The 16,945-nt window shown below is 72.5% G+C and carries 15 protein-coding genes and 1 riboswitch; of the genes, 12 read left to right on the forward strand and 3 right to left on the reverse strand.

Annotated features, from left to right (window positions below):
* Nucleotides 1-16: 16 nt before the first annotated feature.
* Nucleotides 17-607, reverse strand: coding sequence for a class I SAM-dependent methyltransferase (locus IL992_RS27985; protein WP_193206361.1), 591 nt, complete (start codon nucleotides 605-607; stop codon nucleotides 17-19).
* A 172-nt stretch (nucleotides 608-779) separates the two neighbouring features.
* On the opposite strand from IL992_RS27985, the gene IL992_RS27990 reads away from it, so the two are divergent.
* From IL992_RS27990 to IL992_RS28025, 8 genes are all read left to right on the forward strand, one after another.
* Entirely contained in the window at nucleotides 780-2,474 is a 1,695-nt protein-coding gene (locus IL992_RS27990) for an ATP-binding protein (protein ID WP_226873910.1), read from the forward strand.
* The gene (locus IL992_RS27995; protein ID WP_193206362.1) at nucleotides 2,471-3,160 is read left to right on the forward strand and encodes a response regulator; all 690 of its coding nucleotides are present in this window, start codon (nucleotides 2,471-2,473) and stop codon (nucleotides 3,158-3,160) included. The genes IL992_RS27990 and IL992_RS27995 overlap by 4 nt, the downstream gene beginning before the upstream one ends.
* A 10-nt stretch (nucleotides 3,161-3,170) precedes the next feature.
* Complete coding sequence (locus IL992_RS28000) at nucleotides 3,171-3,737, forward strand: CDP-alcohol phosphatidyltransferase family protein (protein WP_079313915.1); 567 nt, start codon at nucleotides 3,171-3,173, stop codon at nucleotides 3,735-3,737.
* A gap of 3 nt (nucleotides 3,738-3,740) precedes the next feature.
* A complete protein-coding gene (locus IL992_RS28005) occupies nucleotides 3,741-6,245 on the forward strand; it encodes a sugar phosphate nucleotidyltransferase (RefSeq protein ID WP_193206364.1) in 2,505 nt (834 codons plus the stop codon).
* A gap of 358 nt (nucleotides 6,246-6,603) precedes the next feature.
* Nucleotides 6,604-7,107, forward strand: a complete 504-nt coding sequence (locus tag IL992_RS28010) for an FHA domain-containing protein (protein ID WP_079313913.1) — start codon at nucleotides 6,604-6,606, stop codon at nucleotides 7,105-7,107.
* Between the two features lie 19 nt (nucleotides 7,108-7,126).
* A complete protein-coding gene (ftsR, locus tag IL992_RS28015; protein WP_193206365.1) occupies nucleotides 7,127-7,783 on the forward strand; it encodes a transcriptional regulator FtsR in 657 nt (218 codons plus the stop codon).
* Between the two features lie 76 nt (nucleotides 7,784-7,859).
* Nucleotides 7,860-8,330 carry a bifunctional nuclease family protein gene (locus IL992_RS28020; RefSeq protein WP_139577972.1) on the forward strand — a complete coding sequence of 157 codons (471 nt, stop codon included), beginning with the start codon at nucleotides 7,860-7,862 and terminating at the stop codon, nucleotides 8,328-8,330.
* A 155-nt stretch (nucleotides 8,331-8,485) separates the two neighbouring features.
* A complete protein-coding gene (locus tag IL992_RS28025) occupies nucleotides 8,486-9,103 on the forward strand; it encodes a MerR family transcriptional regulator (protein WP_030506528.1) in 618 nt (205 codons plus the stop codon).
* An 84-nt stretch (nucleotides 9,104-9,187) separates the two neighbouring features.
* Here the strand turns inward: IL992_RS28025 and IL992_RS28030 are convergent, their stop codons facing one another.
* Nucleotides 9,188-9,937: a hypothetical protein gene (locus IL992_RS28030; protein WP_193206366.1), complete on the reverse strand. Its 750-nt coding sequence runs from the start codon at nucleotides 9,935-9,937 to the stop codon at nucleotides 9,188-9,190.
* A gap of 138 nt (nucleotides 9,938-10,075) precedes the next feature.
* Here IL992_RS28030 and IL992_RS28035 point away from each other — a divergent pair, with 138 nt between their 5' ends.
* From IL992_RS28035 to IL992_RS28050, 4 genes are all read left to right on the forward strand, one after another.
* Nucleotides 10,076-12,046 (forward strand): sensor histidine kinase, encoded by a 1,971-nt coding sequence (locus IL992_RS28035; protein ID WP_193206367.1) that lies wholly within the window; start codon nucleotides 10,076-10,078, stop codon nucleotides 12,044-12,046.
* A complete protein-coding gene (locus IL992_RS28040; protein WP_193206368.1) occupies nucleotides 12,043-12,738 on the forward strand; it encodes a response regulator in 696 nt (231 codons plus the stop codon). Before IL992_RS28035 ends, IL992_RS28040 begins: the two co-directional genes overlap by 4 nt.
* Nucleotides 12,739-12,761: 23 nt before the next feature.
* Nucleotides 12,762-12,853: riboswitch (glycine riboswitch) on the forward strand.
* Between the two features lie 181 nt (nucleotides 12,854-13,034).
* Nucleotides 13,035-15,860 (forward strand): aminomethyl-transferring glycine dehydrogenase, encoded by a 2,826-nt coding sequence (gcvP, locus tag IL992_RS28045; protein WP_193206369.1) that lies wholly within the window; start codon nucleotides 13,035-13,037, stop codon nucleotides 15,858-15,860.
* Nucleotides 15,861-15,951: 91 nt separating this feature from the next.
* The gene (locus IL992_RS28050; protein ID WP_193206370.1) at nucleotides 15,952-16,494 is read left to right on the forward strand and encodes a hypothetical protein; all 543 of its coding nucleotides are present in this window, start codon (nucleotides 15,952-15,954) and stop codon (nucleotides 16,492-16,494) included.
* Between the two features lie 17 nt (nucleotides 16,495-16,511).
* Here IL992_RS28050 and IL992_RS28055 read toward each other — a convergent pair whose 3' ends face one another.
* Nucleotides 16,512-16,922, reverse strand: coding sequence for a hypothetical protein (locus tag IL992_RS28055; RefSeq protein WP_193206371.1), 411 nt, complete (start codon nucleotides 16,920-16,922; stop codon nucleotides 16,512-16,514).
* Nucleotides 16,923-16,945 lie beyond the last annotated feature (23 nt).

The raw sequence follows: 16,945 nt of genomic DNA on the forward strand, positions 1-16,945 counted from the left end.
TCGGCGGGCTGCGAGATCACCGGCGGGGGCGGCGCGCGTGGTAGACGAAGGCGGGCGGCAGGTTCCGCCACACCGTGCGCCCGGCCACCACCTCCTCGAACGCCTCGCCCAGCCTGCGGCGGAACCGCAGGGCCGCGGGCAGGGCGCGGGCGTGGACGTAGGAGAACGTCGTGAACGCGCCTCCGGGCGCGAGCGAGGCGACCACGGCCCGCAGCAGCTCCGCCTGGTGGCTGGGGGGGAACGCCGCCCAGGGCAGCCCGCTCACGATCACGTCGGCGGCGGCCACGCCCCGGCCGGCGAGCAGCTCGGGCAGCCGTGCGGCGTTGTCGACCACGAGCTCGACCCCCGGGTAGCGGGCGCCGAGGTGGCCGGCCAGCCGCGGATTGATCTCGACCGCCAGGTGCCGCCCCCGCCCGCCGATGCGGCGCTGGATCTCGGCGGTGAAGGGACCGGTGCCCGGCCCCAGCTCGACCACGACGGGGTCGCCGCGCTCCGGCACCGGCACGCACACCGCCTCCGACAACCGCCGTGAGCTGGGCGCGACCGCCCCGGTCACGGCGGGGGAGCGCAGGAACTGCCCGAAGAAGATCGCTGTTTCGTTGGCCATGCGGTGACGCTAGGGCCGCGCGACCGCCCGGACCGCCCGCCGTCCGGACCGACCTGGCGGCCGGGTGGATCAGCGTGTACGGCCCTTCGGCGGGCGGGTCCGGCCAGAAGGAGGAGAAGCGTCCTCCCAACGGAGGACCGGCCTCCGCGCGGGCGGGCGGTAGCGTTCCCTCATGCGGTGGCCCTCGACACGCCGGCTCGTCATTCAGCGTCCCTTCACCGGCAGGCCCTTCGCGCTCTCGCGCGGCACGGCCCTCGACATCGGCCTGGCGTTGTGCGGGACCGGGCTCGACGTGCTCGTCAGCGCCGGTTCCTGGAGCGGACGGAGCGGCCCTGCCCCGGTGTGGGTGGGGATGGGCTTCGCTCTGCTGGCCGGGCTGCCGATGGGCCTGGTGCGCCGATGGCCCGGCCCGGTGGCCGTCTACATGTCCGTGCTGCTGGTGGTCTGCGACCAGATCGGCGCGTTCACCGTCGACACCCTGCAGGTCCTGCTGCCGATCTCGGTGGGCGTGCTGGCCAGGTCGCGCGGCTGGGGCTGGACGGCGCCGGTCGCCGTGCTCGCCTCCGTCGCGACGGCCGTGAACCTCGCCGACCCCGGCATCGCCCTCACGAGGAACACGTGGTTCTACTCCGTCGGCCTGATCGCCGCCCCGGTGCTGGTCGGCCGCTACCTGCGCGGCCAGGAGGGACGCCGCAAGGAGGACCCCGCGCCGCTGCTCGACGTGCTCCTCGCCGGCGGCGGGATGGCGCTGTCGGTGCTGACCACCTGGCCGTACTGGCACGGCGGTGAGCCGCCCGTGTGGGCGGTCGCGCTCGGGGTGATGTTCGCGGGGCTCGCGCTGGGCGTCGTGCGGCACCTGCCCGGCGCGGTGCTGCTGCTGGAGAGCCTCGGGCTGGTCGTGGCCGACCAGTACGTCCCGAGGACCGGCAACAGCCTGCAGCTGCTCGCACTGGTGGCCCTCGGCGTGTTCGCGACCCGCGCCACCTGGCCGTGGGTCGCCGCGGCGTACGCCCTGACCTGCTCGGTCGCCGCGATCGTGGTCGTGGACGATCCCACCGACGTCACCCCGTTCCGGGTGGTGGCGTTGATGACGATGGTGACCGCGCCCGTGGCGATCGGCCGGTACGTGGGCGTGCGGCAGGCCCAGGCCAGGCACGCCGCCGAACTGGCAGCGGAGCGGGCCAGGGCCGGCCGTCTCGCGGAGCGGGAGCGGATCGCCCGCGAGGTCCACGACATCGTGGCCCACCACGTGGGGGCGATGGTGCTGCGGGCGAGCGCGGCGCAGTACGCGGGGGCCGACGGCCCGGCCGCCGAGGCGCTGGCCGACATCAGGGACACCGGCCACCGCGTGCTGGAGGACCTGCGCGGGCTGCTGGCCGTGCTGCGCGACCCGGAAGAGGCACTGGGTTCCGATCTCATGCTCGCGAACATGCTGGCCGACCCCGGCGACGTGCTGCGCGACGCCGTGTCCCGGATGTCGGCGGCAGGCCTTCGGGTGGACCTGCGTCTTGCGCCCGAGGCGGAACGGGCCCCGCTGGTGGTGCGGGCGTCGGCGGCGAGGATCGTCCAGGAAGGGCTGACGAACGTGCTCAAGCACGCCGGGCCGGGGGCCCGCGCGGAGGTCGATGTGGCGATGCGCCCGGACGCGCTCACGGTCGAGGTGCGCAACGGCCCCGGCACGTCCGGTCCCCCGGACGTGCTGCCGTCCCACGGCCACGGCATCGCGGGCATGCGGGAACGGGCCCGCGCCTTCGGCGGGCACGTCACCGCGGGCCCGGCCGAGGGCGGCGGCTGGCGGCTGACCGCCTCGCTGCCGGTCCCGCGCGAGAGCCGGTCGGATTGCCGCATGGCGGGGAGGTTCGCGTGATCCGCGTCGTGGTCGCCGACGACCAGGCCCTGGTGCGGGCGGGCGTCCGGATGATGCTGGAGGCGGCCGGCGACATGGAGGTGTGCGGGGAGGCCGCCGACGGGGCCGAGGCCGTACGGCTGGCCGAGCGGCACCGCCCCGACGTGGTGCTGATGGACCTGCGGATGCCACGCGTCGACGGCCTGGAGGCCACCCGCAGGATCCTCGCCGCCCAGCCGTCCGCCCGGATCGTCGTGCTCACCACGTTCTCCGAGGACGAGAACCTCTACGCCGCGCTGGGCGCGGGCGCGCTCGGGTTCCTGGTCAAGGACGACCCGCCTGCCCGGATGGTCGAGTCGGTGCGGCGGGCCGCGACGGGGGAGCCCCCGCTCGCGCCGTCGGTGCTGCGGCGCGTGGTGGAACGGGCCCTGGCGGCCGAGCGGCAGGCGGTGCCGCTTCCGCCCGGCCTCACCGAGCGTGAGGCGCAGGTGCTCACCCTGGTCGGGGTGGGCCTGTCCAACGCCGAGATCGCCGACCGGCTGCACGTGGGGGTCACGACGGTCAAGAGCCACGTCGCCGCGCTCATCGAGAAGCTGGGGTTGCGCAACCGCACCCAGGCGGCGGTGATGGCGCACCGGTTCGGCTTGGTCGACAATGGGTTCAACCCCGTGGCTCCTGCCCGGAGCGACCGGGGGAGTGGCATGTAGGGTCTGGGGCGTGAACGCTGCCGAGGACCGGATCTGGACGGTGCCCAACCTGCTGAGCGCCCTGCGGCTGCTCGGCGTCCCCGTCTTCCTCTGGCTCGTGCTGGGTCCCCACGCCGACGGGTGGGCCATCGCGCTGCTGGCGCTCGCGGGCTTCAGCGACTGGCTCGACGGCAAGCTCGCCCGTGCCTGGAACCAGATCAGCAGGCTGGGCCGGCTCATCGACCCGCTCGCCGACCGGCTCTACATCCTCGCCACACTGATCGGCCTGGTGTTGCGAGGCGCCGTCCCCTGGTGGCTGGCGCTCGCGGTGCCGCTGCGCGACGTACTGCTGCTGTGGATGCCGCCCGTGCTGCGGCGGCACGGCTACGGCCCGGCGCTGCCCGTCCACTTCCTCGGCAAGGCCGGCACCGCCGCCCTGATGTACGCCTTCCCGCTGCTGTTCCTCGCCTCCCATGAGGGGTGGTACGCCGAGATTGCCGCGATCTTCGGATGGGCCTTCGCCATCTGGGGAACTGGTCTGTATTGGTGGGCGGGGGTGTTGTATGTCGTACAGGTGCGCCAGCTAACGAAGGGGTGACCCGTGAAGGCCGTCGTCATGGCGGGCGGGGAGGGGACACGGCTGCGGCCGATGACCGCGAACCAGCCCAAGCCCCTGCTCCCCATCATCAACCGGCCGATCATGGAACACGTGCTCCGGCTGCTGAAGCGGCACGGGTTCACCGAGACCGTGGTGACCGTGCAGTTCCTGGCCGCGCTGATCCGCAACTATTTCGGCGACGGCGACGAGCTGGGCATGACCTTGCACTACGCCACCGAGGAGGTCCCCCTCGGGACGGCCGGCAGCGTGAAGAACGCCGCCGACAAGCTCCGCGACGACCGCTTCCTGGTCATCTCCGGCGACGCGCTCACCGACATCGACCTGACCGACATGCTCCGCTTCCACCGCGAGAACCGGGCGCTGGTCACCATCGGGCTCAAGCGCGTGCCCAACCCGCTGGAGTTCGGGATCATCATCGTGGACGAGAGCGGCCGCATCCAGCGCTTCCTGGAGAAGCCCACCTGGGGCCAGGTGTTCTCCGACACGGTCAACACCGGCATCTACATCATGGAGCCGTCGGTCCTCGACGAGATCGCCCCCGCCCAGTCGGTCGACTGGTCGTCCGACATCTTCCCCGAGATGCTCGAACGGGGGTGCCGGCTGTTCGGCTACGTGGCCGAGGGCTACTGGGAGGACGTCGGCACGCACGAGAGCTACCTCAAGGCCCAGGCCGACGTGCTGGAGGGCAAGGTCAAGGTCGACTTCGACGCGTTCGAACTGGCCCCCGGCGTGTGGGCCGCCGAGGGCGCGTCGGTGGACCCCGAGGCCGTGCTCAAGGGCCCCCTCTACATCGGCGACTACGCCAAGGTCGAGGCCGGCGCCGAACTGCGGGAGTACACCGTGCTCGGCAGCAACGCCGTCGTCAAGGAGGGCGCGTTCCTGCACCGCGCCGTGGTCAGCGACAACGTGTACGTCGGTCCGGCCGCCCACCTGCGCGGCTGTGTGATCGGCAAGAACACCGACGTGATGACCGGCGCCAGGATCGAGGAGAACGCCGTCGTCGGCGACGAGTGCGTCATCGAGGCCGAGGCGTACGTCTCCTCCGGCGTGAAGATCTACCCGTTCAAGACGATCGAGGCGGGCACGGTCGTCAACACCAGCGTCATCTGGGAGTCGCGCGGCCAGCGCAGCCTGTTCGGCCCCCGAGGGGTCTCCGGGCTGGTCAACGTCGAGATCACCCCGGAGCTGTGCGTACGGCTGGCCAGTGCGTACGCCACGACGCTGCGCAAGGGCGACACGGTCGTCACCTCCCGCGACGCCTCGCGCGCGGCGCGGGCGCTCAAGCGGGCGGTGATCAGCGCGCTGAACTCCAGCGCGATCAACGTGGTCGACCTGGAGGCCGCCGCCCTGCCGGTGGCCAGGTTCAACACCTCGCGGGAGAACGTCAGGGGCGGCATCGCCCTGCGCACCACGGCGGGCGACCCCCAGAGCGTCGACATCGTCTTCATGGACGAGACGGGGGCCGACCTGTCCCAGGCGGCCCAGCGCAAGCTGGAGCGGGTCTTCTCCCGGCAGGAGTATCGGCGGGCCTTCCCCGGCGAGATCGCCGAGCTGACCTTCCCCGCCCGCGCCGTGGACACGTACGCCCGGGAGTTGCTGGCCTGCATCGACATGTCCGGGGTGAAGGACACCGAGATGAAGGTCGTGGTCGACTGCGCGGGCGGCACCTCCTCGCTCGTGCTGCCGAGCCTGCTGGGCCGGGCCGGGGTCGACGTGCTCACCGTGAACAACCGCCTCGACGACGCCTCGCCGACCGAGACGCTCGCCGAGCGCCGCCGCGACCTGCAGCGCCTGGCGGAGCTGGTGGCCTCGGCGCGGGCCGCCTTCGGCGTACGGTTCGACCCGGTGGGGGAGCGGGTCTCCCTGGTGGACGAGATGGGCCAGCTGATCAGCGAGGAACGGGCGCTGCTCGTCGTGCTCGACCTGGTGGCGGCCGAGCGCCGGGGCGGCCGGGTGGCCCTGCCGGTCACCACGACCCGGGTGGCGGAGATGGTGTGCCGCTTCCACGGCGTGCAGGTCGACTGGACGGCCACGAGCCTCGACACTCTGACGCGGGCCGCCAGGCACCCTGACACGATCTTCGCCGGCGACGGGAGGGGCGGCTTCATCGTCCCGGAGTTCGCGCCCACCGTGGACGGCCTGGCGGTGTTCCTGCGCCTGCTCGGCCTTGTGGCGCGCACGCGGCTGTCGCTCAGCCAGATCGACGCCCGCATCCCGGAGGCCAAGCTGCTCAAGCGGACCGTTCCCACGCCCTGGGCGCACAAGGGGGCCGTGATGCGCTCGGTCGTCGAGGCGGCCGAGGGCCATCGCCTGGACACCACCGACGGCGTCCGCGTCGTGGAGGACGACGGAAGCTGGGCCCTCGTCCTGCCCGACCCCGCCGAGGCCGTCACCCACCTGTGGGCCGAGGGCCACGACATGGACACCGCCCAGGCCCTCCTGGAGCGCTGGGCCCACGTCGTCGAACAGGCCGCCGGCGCCCACTGATATCCCTTCGGATACGGCGCGCAACCGTCCCGCGAAGCGGCTGCCCCATGCGAGGTTTACGGCGCGCAACCGTCACGCGAGGGGCGCGGCGGCGACTGGACTGAGGAGAGAGGAAGCGAGGAACGAGCTTCCGAACGACGAGGGAAGGAGCCGCCTGAAGGCGCCCCGAGCCGGGCTTGCCGGAGGCGAGGCCAATGAACACTGTGTGGCGGGATGGACCTTGAACCTCCGCTGGCTGTAGCGTTGGTCAGTCCACGCCCAGCCGCGGTCTTGACCTTTGTGCCTGATCAGCGTAAGTTGCGGCATTCGCAGTTTGAGCTAGTCCTAGAGCAAGTCGTGAGAGAGGCCGAGCCGTTCGATGCCCAGCGTCTACTGCACGCAGTGCGGTCATGCCAACCCCGAGGATGCCCGTTTCTGTTCACGATGCGGTTCGCCGCTGAGCGCTCCGGCGCCCGTCGCAGCCGATACGACCTCGACGATCTCACTCGAGGCGCTTGAGGCGGAGACGGGCCAGACGCTTCTGCCGGACAGAGCCGCGGTCGAGCAGTTGCCGCCCGGCACGGCTCTTCTGGTGGTCATGCGGGGCCCGAACGCGGGCAGCCGATTTCTGCTCGACAGCGACCTCACTACGGCGGGTCGCCACCCGGAAAGCGACATTTTCCTGGACGATGTGACCGTGTCCAGGAGACACGTGGAGTTCTACCGGCGCGGCGGCCAGTTCACCGTGCGTGACGTGGGCAGCCTCAACGGCACCTACGTCAACCGGGAGCGCATCGAGGAGTCCCCGTTGCAGGGCGGCGACGAGGTGCAGATCGGCAAGTTCCGGCTGGTGTTCCTCACGCGTGGTCCCGGAGGGCTGTGATCGGTGAGGAGGAGGAGTCATGAGCGCGCAGGCCGTACGGGCGTTCATGAGCATCGGGGAGGTGCTCGCCCTGCTGCAGGGCGAGTTCCCGGACGTGACCGTCTCCAAGATCCGGTTTCTGGAGGGTGAGGGGCTGATCGAGCCCCAGCGGAGCCCGTCGGGGTACCGCAAGTTCACCTACAACGACGTCGAGCGCCTGCGGTACATCCTGCGTGCGCAGCGTGACCAATACCTGCCGCTCCGGGTGATCAAGGATCAGCTGGACGAGCAGGCGGCGCGTCCGCACGCCGTGTCCGCCGGCGCCCCGCCCGTGCGCCTCAGCCGGGAGGAGTTCATCGAGGCCGCCGGCATCGACGAGGAGACCCTGGCCGAGATGGAGAGTTTCGGCCTGGTCGCTCCCGTGGCGCGCCGGTACGACGGGGAGGCGCTGGAGGTCGCGCGCAGCGTGGGGGCGCTGGCGCGCTTCGGCCTGCAGGCGCGGCACCTGAGGGCGATCCGCGCCGCGGTGGAGCGGGAGGCCGGTCTGATCGAGCAGGCGGTGGCCCCGCTGCTGCGGCGCAAGGCGCCGGGAGCGATCGCGGAGGCGGACGAGACCGCCCGGGAGATCTCCGGACTTCTCCAGGAACTGCACAATGCGTTACTGCGTGGGAGTGTTCGCGGCGTTCTGGGGCGGTGACCGGCACATCCGCACCTCCGTGGGTGTTACGTTGAATGCCTGGTGATATGCCGCGACGCTTGAGACGGAGCCGCCCGTGTTGCAGATGGAGGTCGTGGGGGTTCGCGTTGAGATGCCCACCAACCAGCCGATCGTTCTCCTGAAGGAGACGAGCGGTGATCGGTATCTGCCGATCTGGATAGGCATGACCGAGGCGACCGCTATCGCGTTGGCCCAGGCGGAGGAGCCGCCGCCCAGGCCGCTGACCCACGACTTGTTCCGTGACGTTCTTGAGGCCTTGGGGGTGCGGTTGCGCACCGTCAACATCGTCGCCCTCCGCGATGGAATCTTCTTCGCCGATCTGGTCTTCTCCAACGGCGTGGAGGTCAGCGCCCGTCCTTCGGACTCGATCGCGCTGGCGTTGCGTACGGGCGCGACGATCTACGCGAGTGAGGACGTGATCCAGGAGGCGGGCGTGAGCATGCCCGACGACCAGGAAGACGAAGTGGAAAAGTTCCGCGAGTTCCTGGACAAAATCACACCGGAAGACTTCGGCCGGGCGGGCTGACGTGCCGGACGATTTCGGGAGATTACGCTTCACGACGCGCCGGACGGGGTCGTTGACTGACGATGGCCCCGGTCCTACGGTGCAAGGGAAACCACGGTTGTAATTCACGAACCCCCAGATCAGACCGTGGGATGAGAGAAAGCCGGAGGTCCGCAGTGGCGGTCAGCAGCGGCGAGGGTAAGTCGGCCGGCCAGCACGACCCGGTTCGGCAGGCGGCGCGTGAGCGCGCCGGCGAACAGGGTCTGCTGTTCGACGAGCAGCCGACGGCGCTGCCCCAGGGCATCGGATACCGCGGGCCCACGGCGTGCGCGGCGGCCGGGATCACCTACCGGCAGCTCGACTACTGGGCCCGGACCGAACTGGTGCTCCCGACGATAAGGGCCGCCCAGGGATCCGGGTCCCAGCGACTGTACAGCTTCCGCGACATCCTCGTCCTGAAGGTCGTCAAACGTCTCCTGGACACGGGGGTCTCCCTGCAGCAGATACGCACCGCCGTACGGCATCTGCGCGACCGCGGCGTCAACGACCTGGCCCAGATCACTTTGATGAGCGACGGCGTGAGCGTCTACGAGTGCACGAGTGCCGACGAGGTGATCGACCTGCTGCAGGGCGGCCAGGGCGTGTTCGGCATCGCGCTGGGGCGGGTCTGGCGGGAGGTCGAGGGATCGCTGGCCGAGCTTCCGGGCGAGCGCGCGGAGGCCGCTCCGGATGCGGAGGGGGACCATCCGGCGGACGAGCTGGCCCGTCGAAGAAAGGCCCGCAGGACCGGCTGAGCGGATGCCCCGGCGAGCGCTGGGCCCTGCGGGCCGAGCGGAGGCCGGGGTCGTGCCCGGAACGGAAGTGGTCAGGCGGTGTAGTCAGGCGCGTGTGGCGGGCCTGGCCGGGGGCAGGTCGAACTCGTCGTCGCGCATCCGCAGCAGGGCGACGGAGGCGCCGGCGAAGCCCACGGCCGCGGCCACGAGGCCGATGCCCGACGCGACGTGTCCGGGCATGAACGGGTGCGTGAACCCGCCGGCCGCGAGGACGATGCCCATCCAGGCGGGCGCCGCGCCGCTGCGCCAGAGCGCGAGGCCGAGCAGCAGCAGGCCGACGACGATGCCCACGATGAACAGCAGGCCCGCCACCAGCTGTACGGGGTCGTCCTCGAGCGCGTTCTGAATCCTCGACGTGGTCGCCACATCGAAGTGCCTCGTCGCCGTCAGGTACGCGAGGTCGTCGCCGCCGCGGATCAGGGGGAAGCCGGCCAGATCGCCGAGCAGCGCGAGGAGCGCCCCCGCCGTGGTGAGCCTGGGAGCGCCGCGACGGGCCACCCAGGCCACGGCGAAGGTGGCCGGGATCAGCCCGACCAGGAACGGCAGGGCGAACCATCGGATCGCGCCCGCGGTCTGCTCGTGGGCCGCGTACGCCGCGACCGTGGCCTCGAACGACTCACCGCCGTCCACGGGGCTCAGGATGTAGTGGATTCCCATGCCGAGCATGGGGAGCGGGGCGACGACGGCGAGCAGCACCCGCCAGAAGCCGCGAACGTCCCGGAGCGGCTTGCGGGTGGTGGCGCGGGTGTCGGTGTCCGGCTGCATGACGATCCTCTCGAAAGGTCTGGTGGTCATCCGGTCGGGTCCGACGGTGACGGCCGCACGCTCCCGCCGTCGTGGGCGTGGTCTCCCGGTCCGGTCCCGGCCGCTCCCGTCGGCCCCGGGAACGCGCTCCTATGGCCGATGGGAGCGGCGGGACCCGATGATGAGTCCATGGCAGTCAGGCGCGCCGGCCCGGTCGCGGTGCTCACCCTCACCACCGTCGTGGTCGCCGCGGCGTGGGTGTCCTGGTTCCTCGGCGGGCTCACCTTCGCCGACGCGGCCGACGACTCCTACCTGCTGACCAACAGCGCCCAGGCGCTGACCTTCACCACGTTCGGCGCGACGGTGCTGGCGCACCGGCCCGGGCACCGCGTCGGGCTCCTGTTCGTGGGGTACGGCGCCTGCTACAGCCTGAGCGTGGCCTGCCTGGGCCTGCTCTCCGGCGCGGTGGGGCTGCCGGAGCGGTGGGCGCGGGCGGTCGAGCTGTTCGGCATCACCGTGTGGATCCCGGCGCCCGCCGTCTGCCTTCCGCTGATCATCCAGCTGTTCCCGGACGGCAGGCCGCTGTCCCGGCGCTGGCGACCGCTGGCCGTCGCGACCCTCGCCGTCCTGCCGCTCACGCCGGTCCTGACGCTGCCTGTGGCGGCCGGGGTCGCCGAGGGGGGACCGGCCGCGGGCGACCCGATCCTGCCCGCCGCGGCAGGCGAGGCCGCCCTGCGGCTGACACCGGTGTTCGCCGCCGCCGACGCGCTGGTGCTGCTGGCCTCCCTCGGCGCGCTCGGCCTGCGCACCCGCCGGTCGCGCGGCGTGCCGCGGCTGCAGCTCATGTGGCTGCTGTGGGCCGTGGGACTGTTCGCGGCGCTCAACGTCCAGCGGATCGTGACGACCGACGGGCCGGTGCTGTTCCTGCTGACCCTGCCGCTGATCCCGGCCGCGGCCACGGTGGCGATCCTGCGCCACCGGCTGTACGACATCGAGCTGATCGTCAACCGGTCGCTGGTGTACGGGGTGCTCACGCTCGGCGTCGTGCTGGCCTACCTGTGCATCGTCGCGGGGCTGTCCGCGCTGGCGCAGGACCGGCTGTCGGCCACGCCCGTCATCGCGACCGCGGCCATCGCCCTCGCTTTCGCGCCCGCCCGCTCCGCCGTGCAGTCGGCGGTGGACAGGGTCATGTACGGCCAGCGCCGCGATCCCGCCGCGGCCGCCGCCCGGGTCGGCCTGCGGCTCGGCGCCGGCCTCGACGGGGTGTTGCGGGCCGTGTGCGAGGCGCTGCGGCTGCCGTACGCCGCGGTCAGCTCCGACGGGCGGCTGGTCGCGACGTACGGCCGGCCGCCGCAGCTGCGGCACACCGTGTCGCTGGAGGTGGCCGACGGGCCGCCCGCCGACCTGCTCGTCGGGCTGCGCGCGGGGGAGAACCGGCTGTCCGGCGCCGACCGGCGCGCCCTTGGCCTGCTGGCAGCCCCGGTCGGCCTGGCCCTGCAGGCGGTGCGCCTGTCGGAGCAACTGGGCGAGTCCCGCACGCGGATCGTGGCCGCCCGGGAGGAGGAACGCCGGCGGCTGCGCCGCGACCTGCACGACGGCCTCGGCACGGTGCTCACGGCGGTGACCCTCAAGGCCGACGCGGCCCACAATCTGCGCGACAGCGACCCGGTGCGGAGCGGGCGGCTCCTGCTCGACCTGCGCGCCGACCTGACCGCCGCGATCGCCGACATCCGGCGCCTCGTCTACGACCTGCGCCCGCCCGACCTCGACGAGCTCGGACTGCTGGGCGCGCTGCGCCAGCGCGCCCAGCAGTCCTGGCGGCGCGAGCACGCCGGGTGCGTGGTGACGGTCGACGCCCCGGAGGACCTGCCGCCGCTGGCCGCCGCGGTGGAGGTGGCCGCCTATCGCATCGCCACCGAGGCGGTCACCAACGCGCTGCGCCACGGCGGGGCGACGGCGTGCCGGGTCTCCCTGCGGGCCGATCACGCCCTGCACGTGGAGGTGAGCGACAACGGCTCCGGGGGCGCCGGCGCCTGGCCGCACGGCGTCGGCCTGCGATCCATGCACGAGCGGGCCGCCGAACTGGGCGGTACGCTCACCGCCGGCCCGACCGACCGCGGCGGCCGCGTCCACGCCCGCCTTCCACTGGAGCAGAGATGACCGCCGGGGAACCGATCAGGATCGTCGTCGTCGACGACCACCCGCTGATGCGGGAGGGTCTGCGCGCCCTGGTGACGTCGCTGCCGGACATCGAGGTGGTGGGCGAGGCCGGAGACGGCGACGCCGCCCGTCGTGAGGTCCAGCTCGCGCGCCCCGACGTCGTGGTCATGGACCTGCACATGCCGGGTGTCAACGGGGTGGAGGCCACCAGGGCCATCGTGCGCGCCGTGCCCGCCACCCGGGTGCTCGTACTCACGATGTTCGAGGACGACGAGTCGGTGTTCGCCGCGATGCGCGCCGGAGCCTTCGGATACCTGGTCAAGGGAGCGAAGCAGGAGGAGATCGTCCGGGCGGTCCGCTCGGTCGCGGCCGGCCACGCCGTCTTCGGCCCGAGTGTGGCCCGCCGGATCATCGACTTCTTCGCCGGCGGGGCCTCCCGCGCGCCGGCCCCGGAGCCCTTTCCCGAGCTCACCGCGCGTGAACGGGAGGTCCTCGACCTCATCGCGGCCGGACGGTCCAACTCCGCGATCGCCCGGCACCTGGCCATCAGCGGCAAGACGGTCAGCAACCACATCACCGCCATCTTCGCGAAGCTGGCGGTCGCCGACCGGGCCGAGGCCATCGTCCGCGCCCGCCAGGCCGGTCTCGGCGCCGATCTCGGGCCGGGTGCGAGTCGGGCGGATCCGGGGTAACGGGTAGAGTGGGACCAGGCCGACGACCTCGTGCGGGAGAGACCCCTGGACTTCAGGGGCGCCGAAGGAGCAAACCTCCCCGGAATCTCTCAGGCACCCGTACCGCACGGACGAGGCGACTCTGAAAAGCAGGCCCGCCGGCCAGGCGGCGCCTCACCGAAGGGGAAAGCCGGGCTCGACGGCCCGGTGAAGCTCTCAGGTCCGATGACAGAGGGGGAGACCGCTTCACGACCGGCCGCGCCACGCAGGCGCCGGGCGGTCGCCGCAGGTCTCGACCCGCCCAGGAGGCCCCTGTCATGAGCGACCGGTCCACACTTCGCGATCTTTCAGCTCCGCCCTTCGCCACCCGTCATATCGGCCCCTCCGAGGGCGACCGCGCCCGCATGCTGGAGGCGGTCGGCTACGAGTCGGTGGCCGACCTGCTCGCCGTGGCCGTGCCCGAGGCGATCCGCACGCGCGGCCCGCTGAACCTGCCCGAGGCGGTGGGGGAGGCCGAGGCCCTGGCCGAACTGCGCGCCCTCGCCGGCCGCAACCGGGTGCTGACCCCGATGATCGGCCTCGGTTACTACGACACGATCACCCCGGGCGTCGTCCTCCGCAACGTGATGGAGAACCCCGGCTGGTACACCGCGTACACGCCCTACCAGCCGGAGATCTCGCAGGGGCGGCTGGAGGCGCTGCTGAACTTCCAGACGGTCGTGTCGGATCTCACCGGCCTCGACGTCGCTGGCGCGTCCCTGCTCGACGAGGCGACGGCCGCGGCCGAGGCGATGACGCTGGCCCGGCGGGCGAGCAAGGCGAAGACCGACGTGTTCCTGGTGGACGCCGACGCGCTGCCGCAGACCAAGGCCGTGCTGGCGACCCGCGCCGAGCCGCTCGGCATCACGCTGGTGGAGTCGGACCTCGCCGGTGAGCTGCCCGAGTGCTTCGGCGTCCTCGTGCAGTATCCGGGCGCGAGCGGCCGGGCGGCGTCCTTCCGCGCGGTCGCCGAGCGGGCGCACGCCCAGGGGGCGCTGCTGGTGGCCGCGGCCGACCTGCTGGCGCTGACCCTGCTGGAGTCCCCCGGCGAGCAGGGCGCCGACATCGCCGTCGGCTCCTCCCAGCGCTTCGGCGTCCCGCTGGGCTACGGCGGCCCCCACGCGGCGTACATGGCCGTACGCGAGGGCCTGCAGCGGCAGATGCCGGGCCGCCTGGTCGGGGTCTCGGTGGACGCCGACGGCCGCACGGCCTACCGGCTGGCCCTGCAGACCCGCGAGCAGCACATCCGGCGGGAGAAGGCGACCAGCAACATCTGCACCGCGCAGGTGCTGCTCGCCGTGATGGCGTCGATGTACGCCGTCTACCACGGCCCGGAGGGCCTCAGGAGGATCGCCCAGCGGGTGCACCGCCACGCGGCCGTCCTCGCCGCCGGGCTCCGCGAGAGCGGCGTGGAGGTCGTCCACGACGAGTTCTTCGACACCGTGCTCACCCGCGTGCCCGGGCGGGCCGCCCAGGTCGTGGCCGCCGCCGCGGAGCGGGGCGTGAACCTGCGCCTGGCCGGCGACGACCACGTCGGCGTCGCCTGCGACGAGAAGACCACCACGGACCACCTGCGGGCGGTCTGGGCGGCGTTCGGCGCGTCCGAACCCGTGGTCGAGGACCTCGACCGGGTGACCTCCGACGCGCTCCCGGCCGACCTGCAGCGGACCTCGGACTTCCTCACCCACCCGGTGTTCCACTCCCACCGGTCCGAGACGGCCATGCTGCGCTATCTGCGGCGCCTGCAGGACAAGGACATCGCGCTCGACCGCTCGATGATCCCGCTGGGCTCCTGCACGATGAAGCTCAACGCGACCACCGAGATGGAGCCGGTCACCTGGCCGGAGTTCGCCTCGATCCACCCGTTCGCGCCGGCGGAGCAGGCCGAGGGGTACGCCGAGCTGATCGCGACGCTGGAGGGCTGGCTGGCCGAGGTCACCGGCTACGACCGGGTGTCGATCCAGCCGAACGCGGGCTCCCAGGGCGAGTTCGCCGGGCTGCTGGCGATCAGGTCCTACCACCGCTCCAGGGGTGAGGACGGGCGCGACGTGTGCCTGATCCCGTCCTCCGCGCACGGCACCAACGCCGCCAGCGCCGTCATGGCGGGCATGCGGGTGGTCGTGGTGGCCTGCGACCAGAACGGCAACGTCGACCTGGCCGATCTCGCCGCCAAGATCGACAAGCACCGCGACGCGCTCGCCGCGATCATGGTGACCTACCCGTCCACCCACGGGGTCTACGAGGAGACGATCGTCGAGATCTGCGAGCGGGTCCACGAGGCCGGCGGGCAGGTCTACGTCGACGGGGCCAACCTCAACGCGCTGGTGGGCCTGGCCAAGCTGGGCGAGTTCGGCGCGGACGTCTCCCATCTGAACCTGCACAAGACCTTCTGCATCCCGCACGGCGGCGGCGGCCCCGGTGTCGGCCCGGTGGCGGTCAAGGCCCACCTCGCCGAGCACCTGCCGGCGCACGTGTCCGCCGCGCCGTACGGCTCGGCGGGCATCCTGCCGATCTCCTGGGCGTACGTCAGGATGATGGGCGCGGACGGGCTGCGGCAGGCCACCGAGCAGGCGATCCTGTCGGCCAACTACCTGGCCCGGCGGCTGGCGCCGCACTACCCGGTGCTGTACACCGGCCGGGACGGCCTGGTCGCCCACGAGTGCATCGTCGACCTACGCCAGATCACCAAGGAGACCGGCGTCACGGTCGACGACGTGGCCAAGCGGCTGATCGACTACGGCTTCCACGCGCCCACGATGTCGTTCCCCGTCGCCGGGACGCTCATGATCGAGCCGACCGAGAGCGAGGATCTGGCGGAGCTCGACCGCTTCGCCGCCGCGATGATCGCCATCCGGGACGAGATCGCGAAGGTGGCGTCGGGAGAGTACGACAAGACCGACAACCCGCTCCGCAACGCCCCGCACACGGCCGAGTGCCTCACCGCCGACGAGTGGACCCACCCGTACGCGCGGGCGGTGGCCGCCTACCCGGTGCCCGGTCTGCGGGACGACAAGTACTGGTCGCCGGTGCGCCGGATCGACCAGGCGTACGGCGACCGCAACCTGGTCTGCTCCTGCCCGCCCCTCGAGGCGTACGAGGACTGATCAGTTGAGTATGTGGGCCCCGCCCGGCGGCCGGTCTCGTTAAGATCGCGGTGATCGTTCCTCATCACCTGCGACCATGCGAGGCCCCTGTATGACGGCCATCGATTCCGGGCGGCGGTCCGACCGGCTCGACCACGCGCGCCGGCTCGCCGAGGGCGGCGACCTCGACGGCGCGGCCGCGATCTTCGCGGAACTCGCCGCGGACGAGGACGCGCCGGACCGCCGCGAGGCCGGCGAGGGCCTGTCCGTCGTGGTCGAGCGGTGGGCCGAGCGGCTGCTGGAGGACGGCGAGCCCGAGCGGGCCGCCGACGTCCTGCTCGAGGCGCTGTCGGTCAGCGCGGTGGCCGACCCGGCGCGCCTGCGGGTGCTGCTCGGCATGGCGCACCTGGAGATGGCGTGCGCGCAGTTCGCCGGGGCCGTGGAGGACAGCCGCCAGGAGGGGGCCGAGGCCGGCACCGGCGCGCTCGCGATCGAACTGCTGGCCCGCACGCTGCCGCTGCGGGGCCGCGACGCGGACGCGGAGACCGTGTGGCGCTACGGCCTCGACCATCCCGACCCCGCGCTCGCCGAGCAGGTGCTGCTGCGGCTGGGCCGGGACGTCCGTCCCGCGATGGAGGCCGGCGCGGCCGGCTGAGGGCGCTCGGCCCGGTGTCAGCGCTGGGAGCGGCGGCTGACGGCGTAGGCGAAGTTGACGGCGATGATCCCGCCCCAGGCGAGGAGGAGCCCCGGGCCGCCCGCGTTCGCCACCGCGATCCCGGTCAGCGGGATGCCCAGTGCCAGCGACCCCATGGCCACGCCCACGGCGCTGTCCTTCTGCTTGACCGGGGGGCCGGGCGGCTGGTGACGTAGCTGGGCCGCCACCTCGTTGCGTATCCGTGCGGCGATCTCGACGTCGAGCTTGTCGAGGAACGAGTCGACCAGCGCGTCCTCGTACTCGGGGCCGAGGTCGCGGCGGGCCGCCATGACGGCGCGCAGGTCCTCGCGGGTCGAGGGGGCCGTCGGCGGCGGAGGGACGGGATGCCCGGTCGCGGGCGGCGGCTGCTGCGATGTGATGTCCGTCACCGTGACATTCTGGCCCCTTTCGC

The organism is Microbispora sitophila (assembly GCF_014892245.1).
GTDB classification, from domain to species: Bacteria; Actinomycetota; Actinomycetes; order Streptosporangiales; family Streptosporangiaceae; genus Microbispora; species Microbispora siamensis.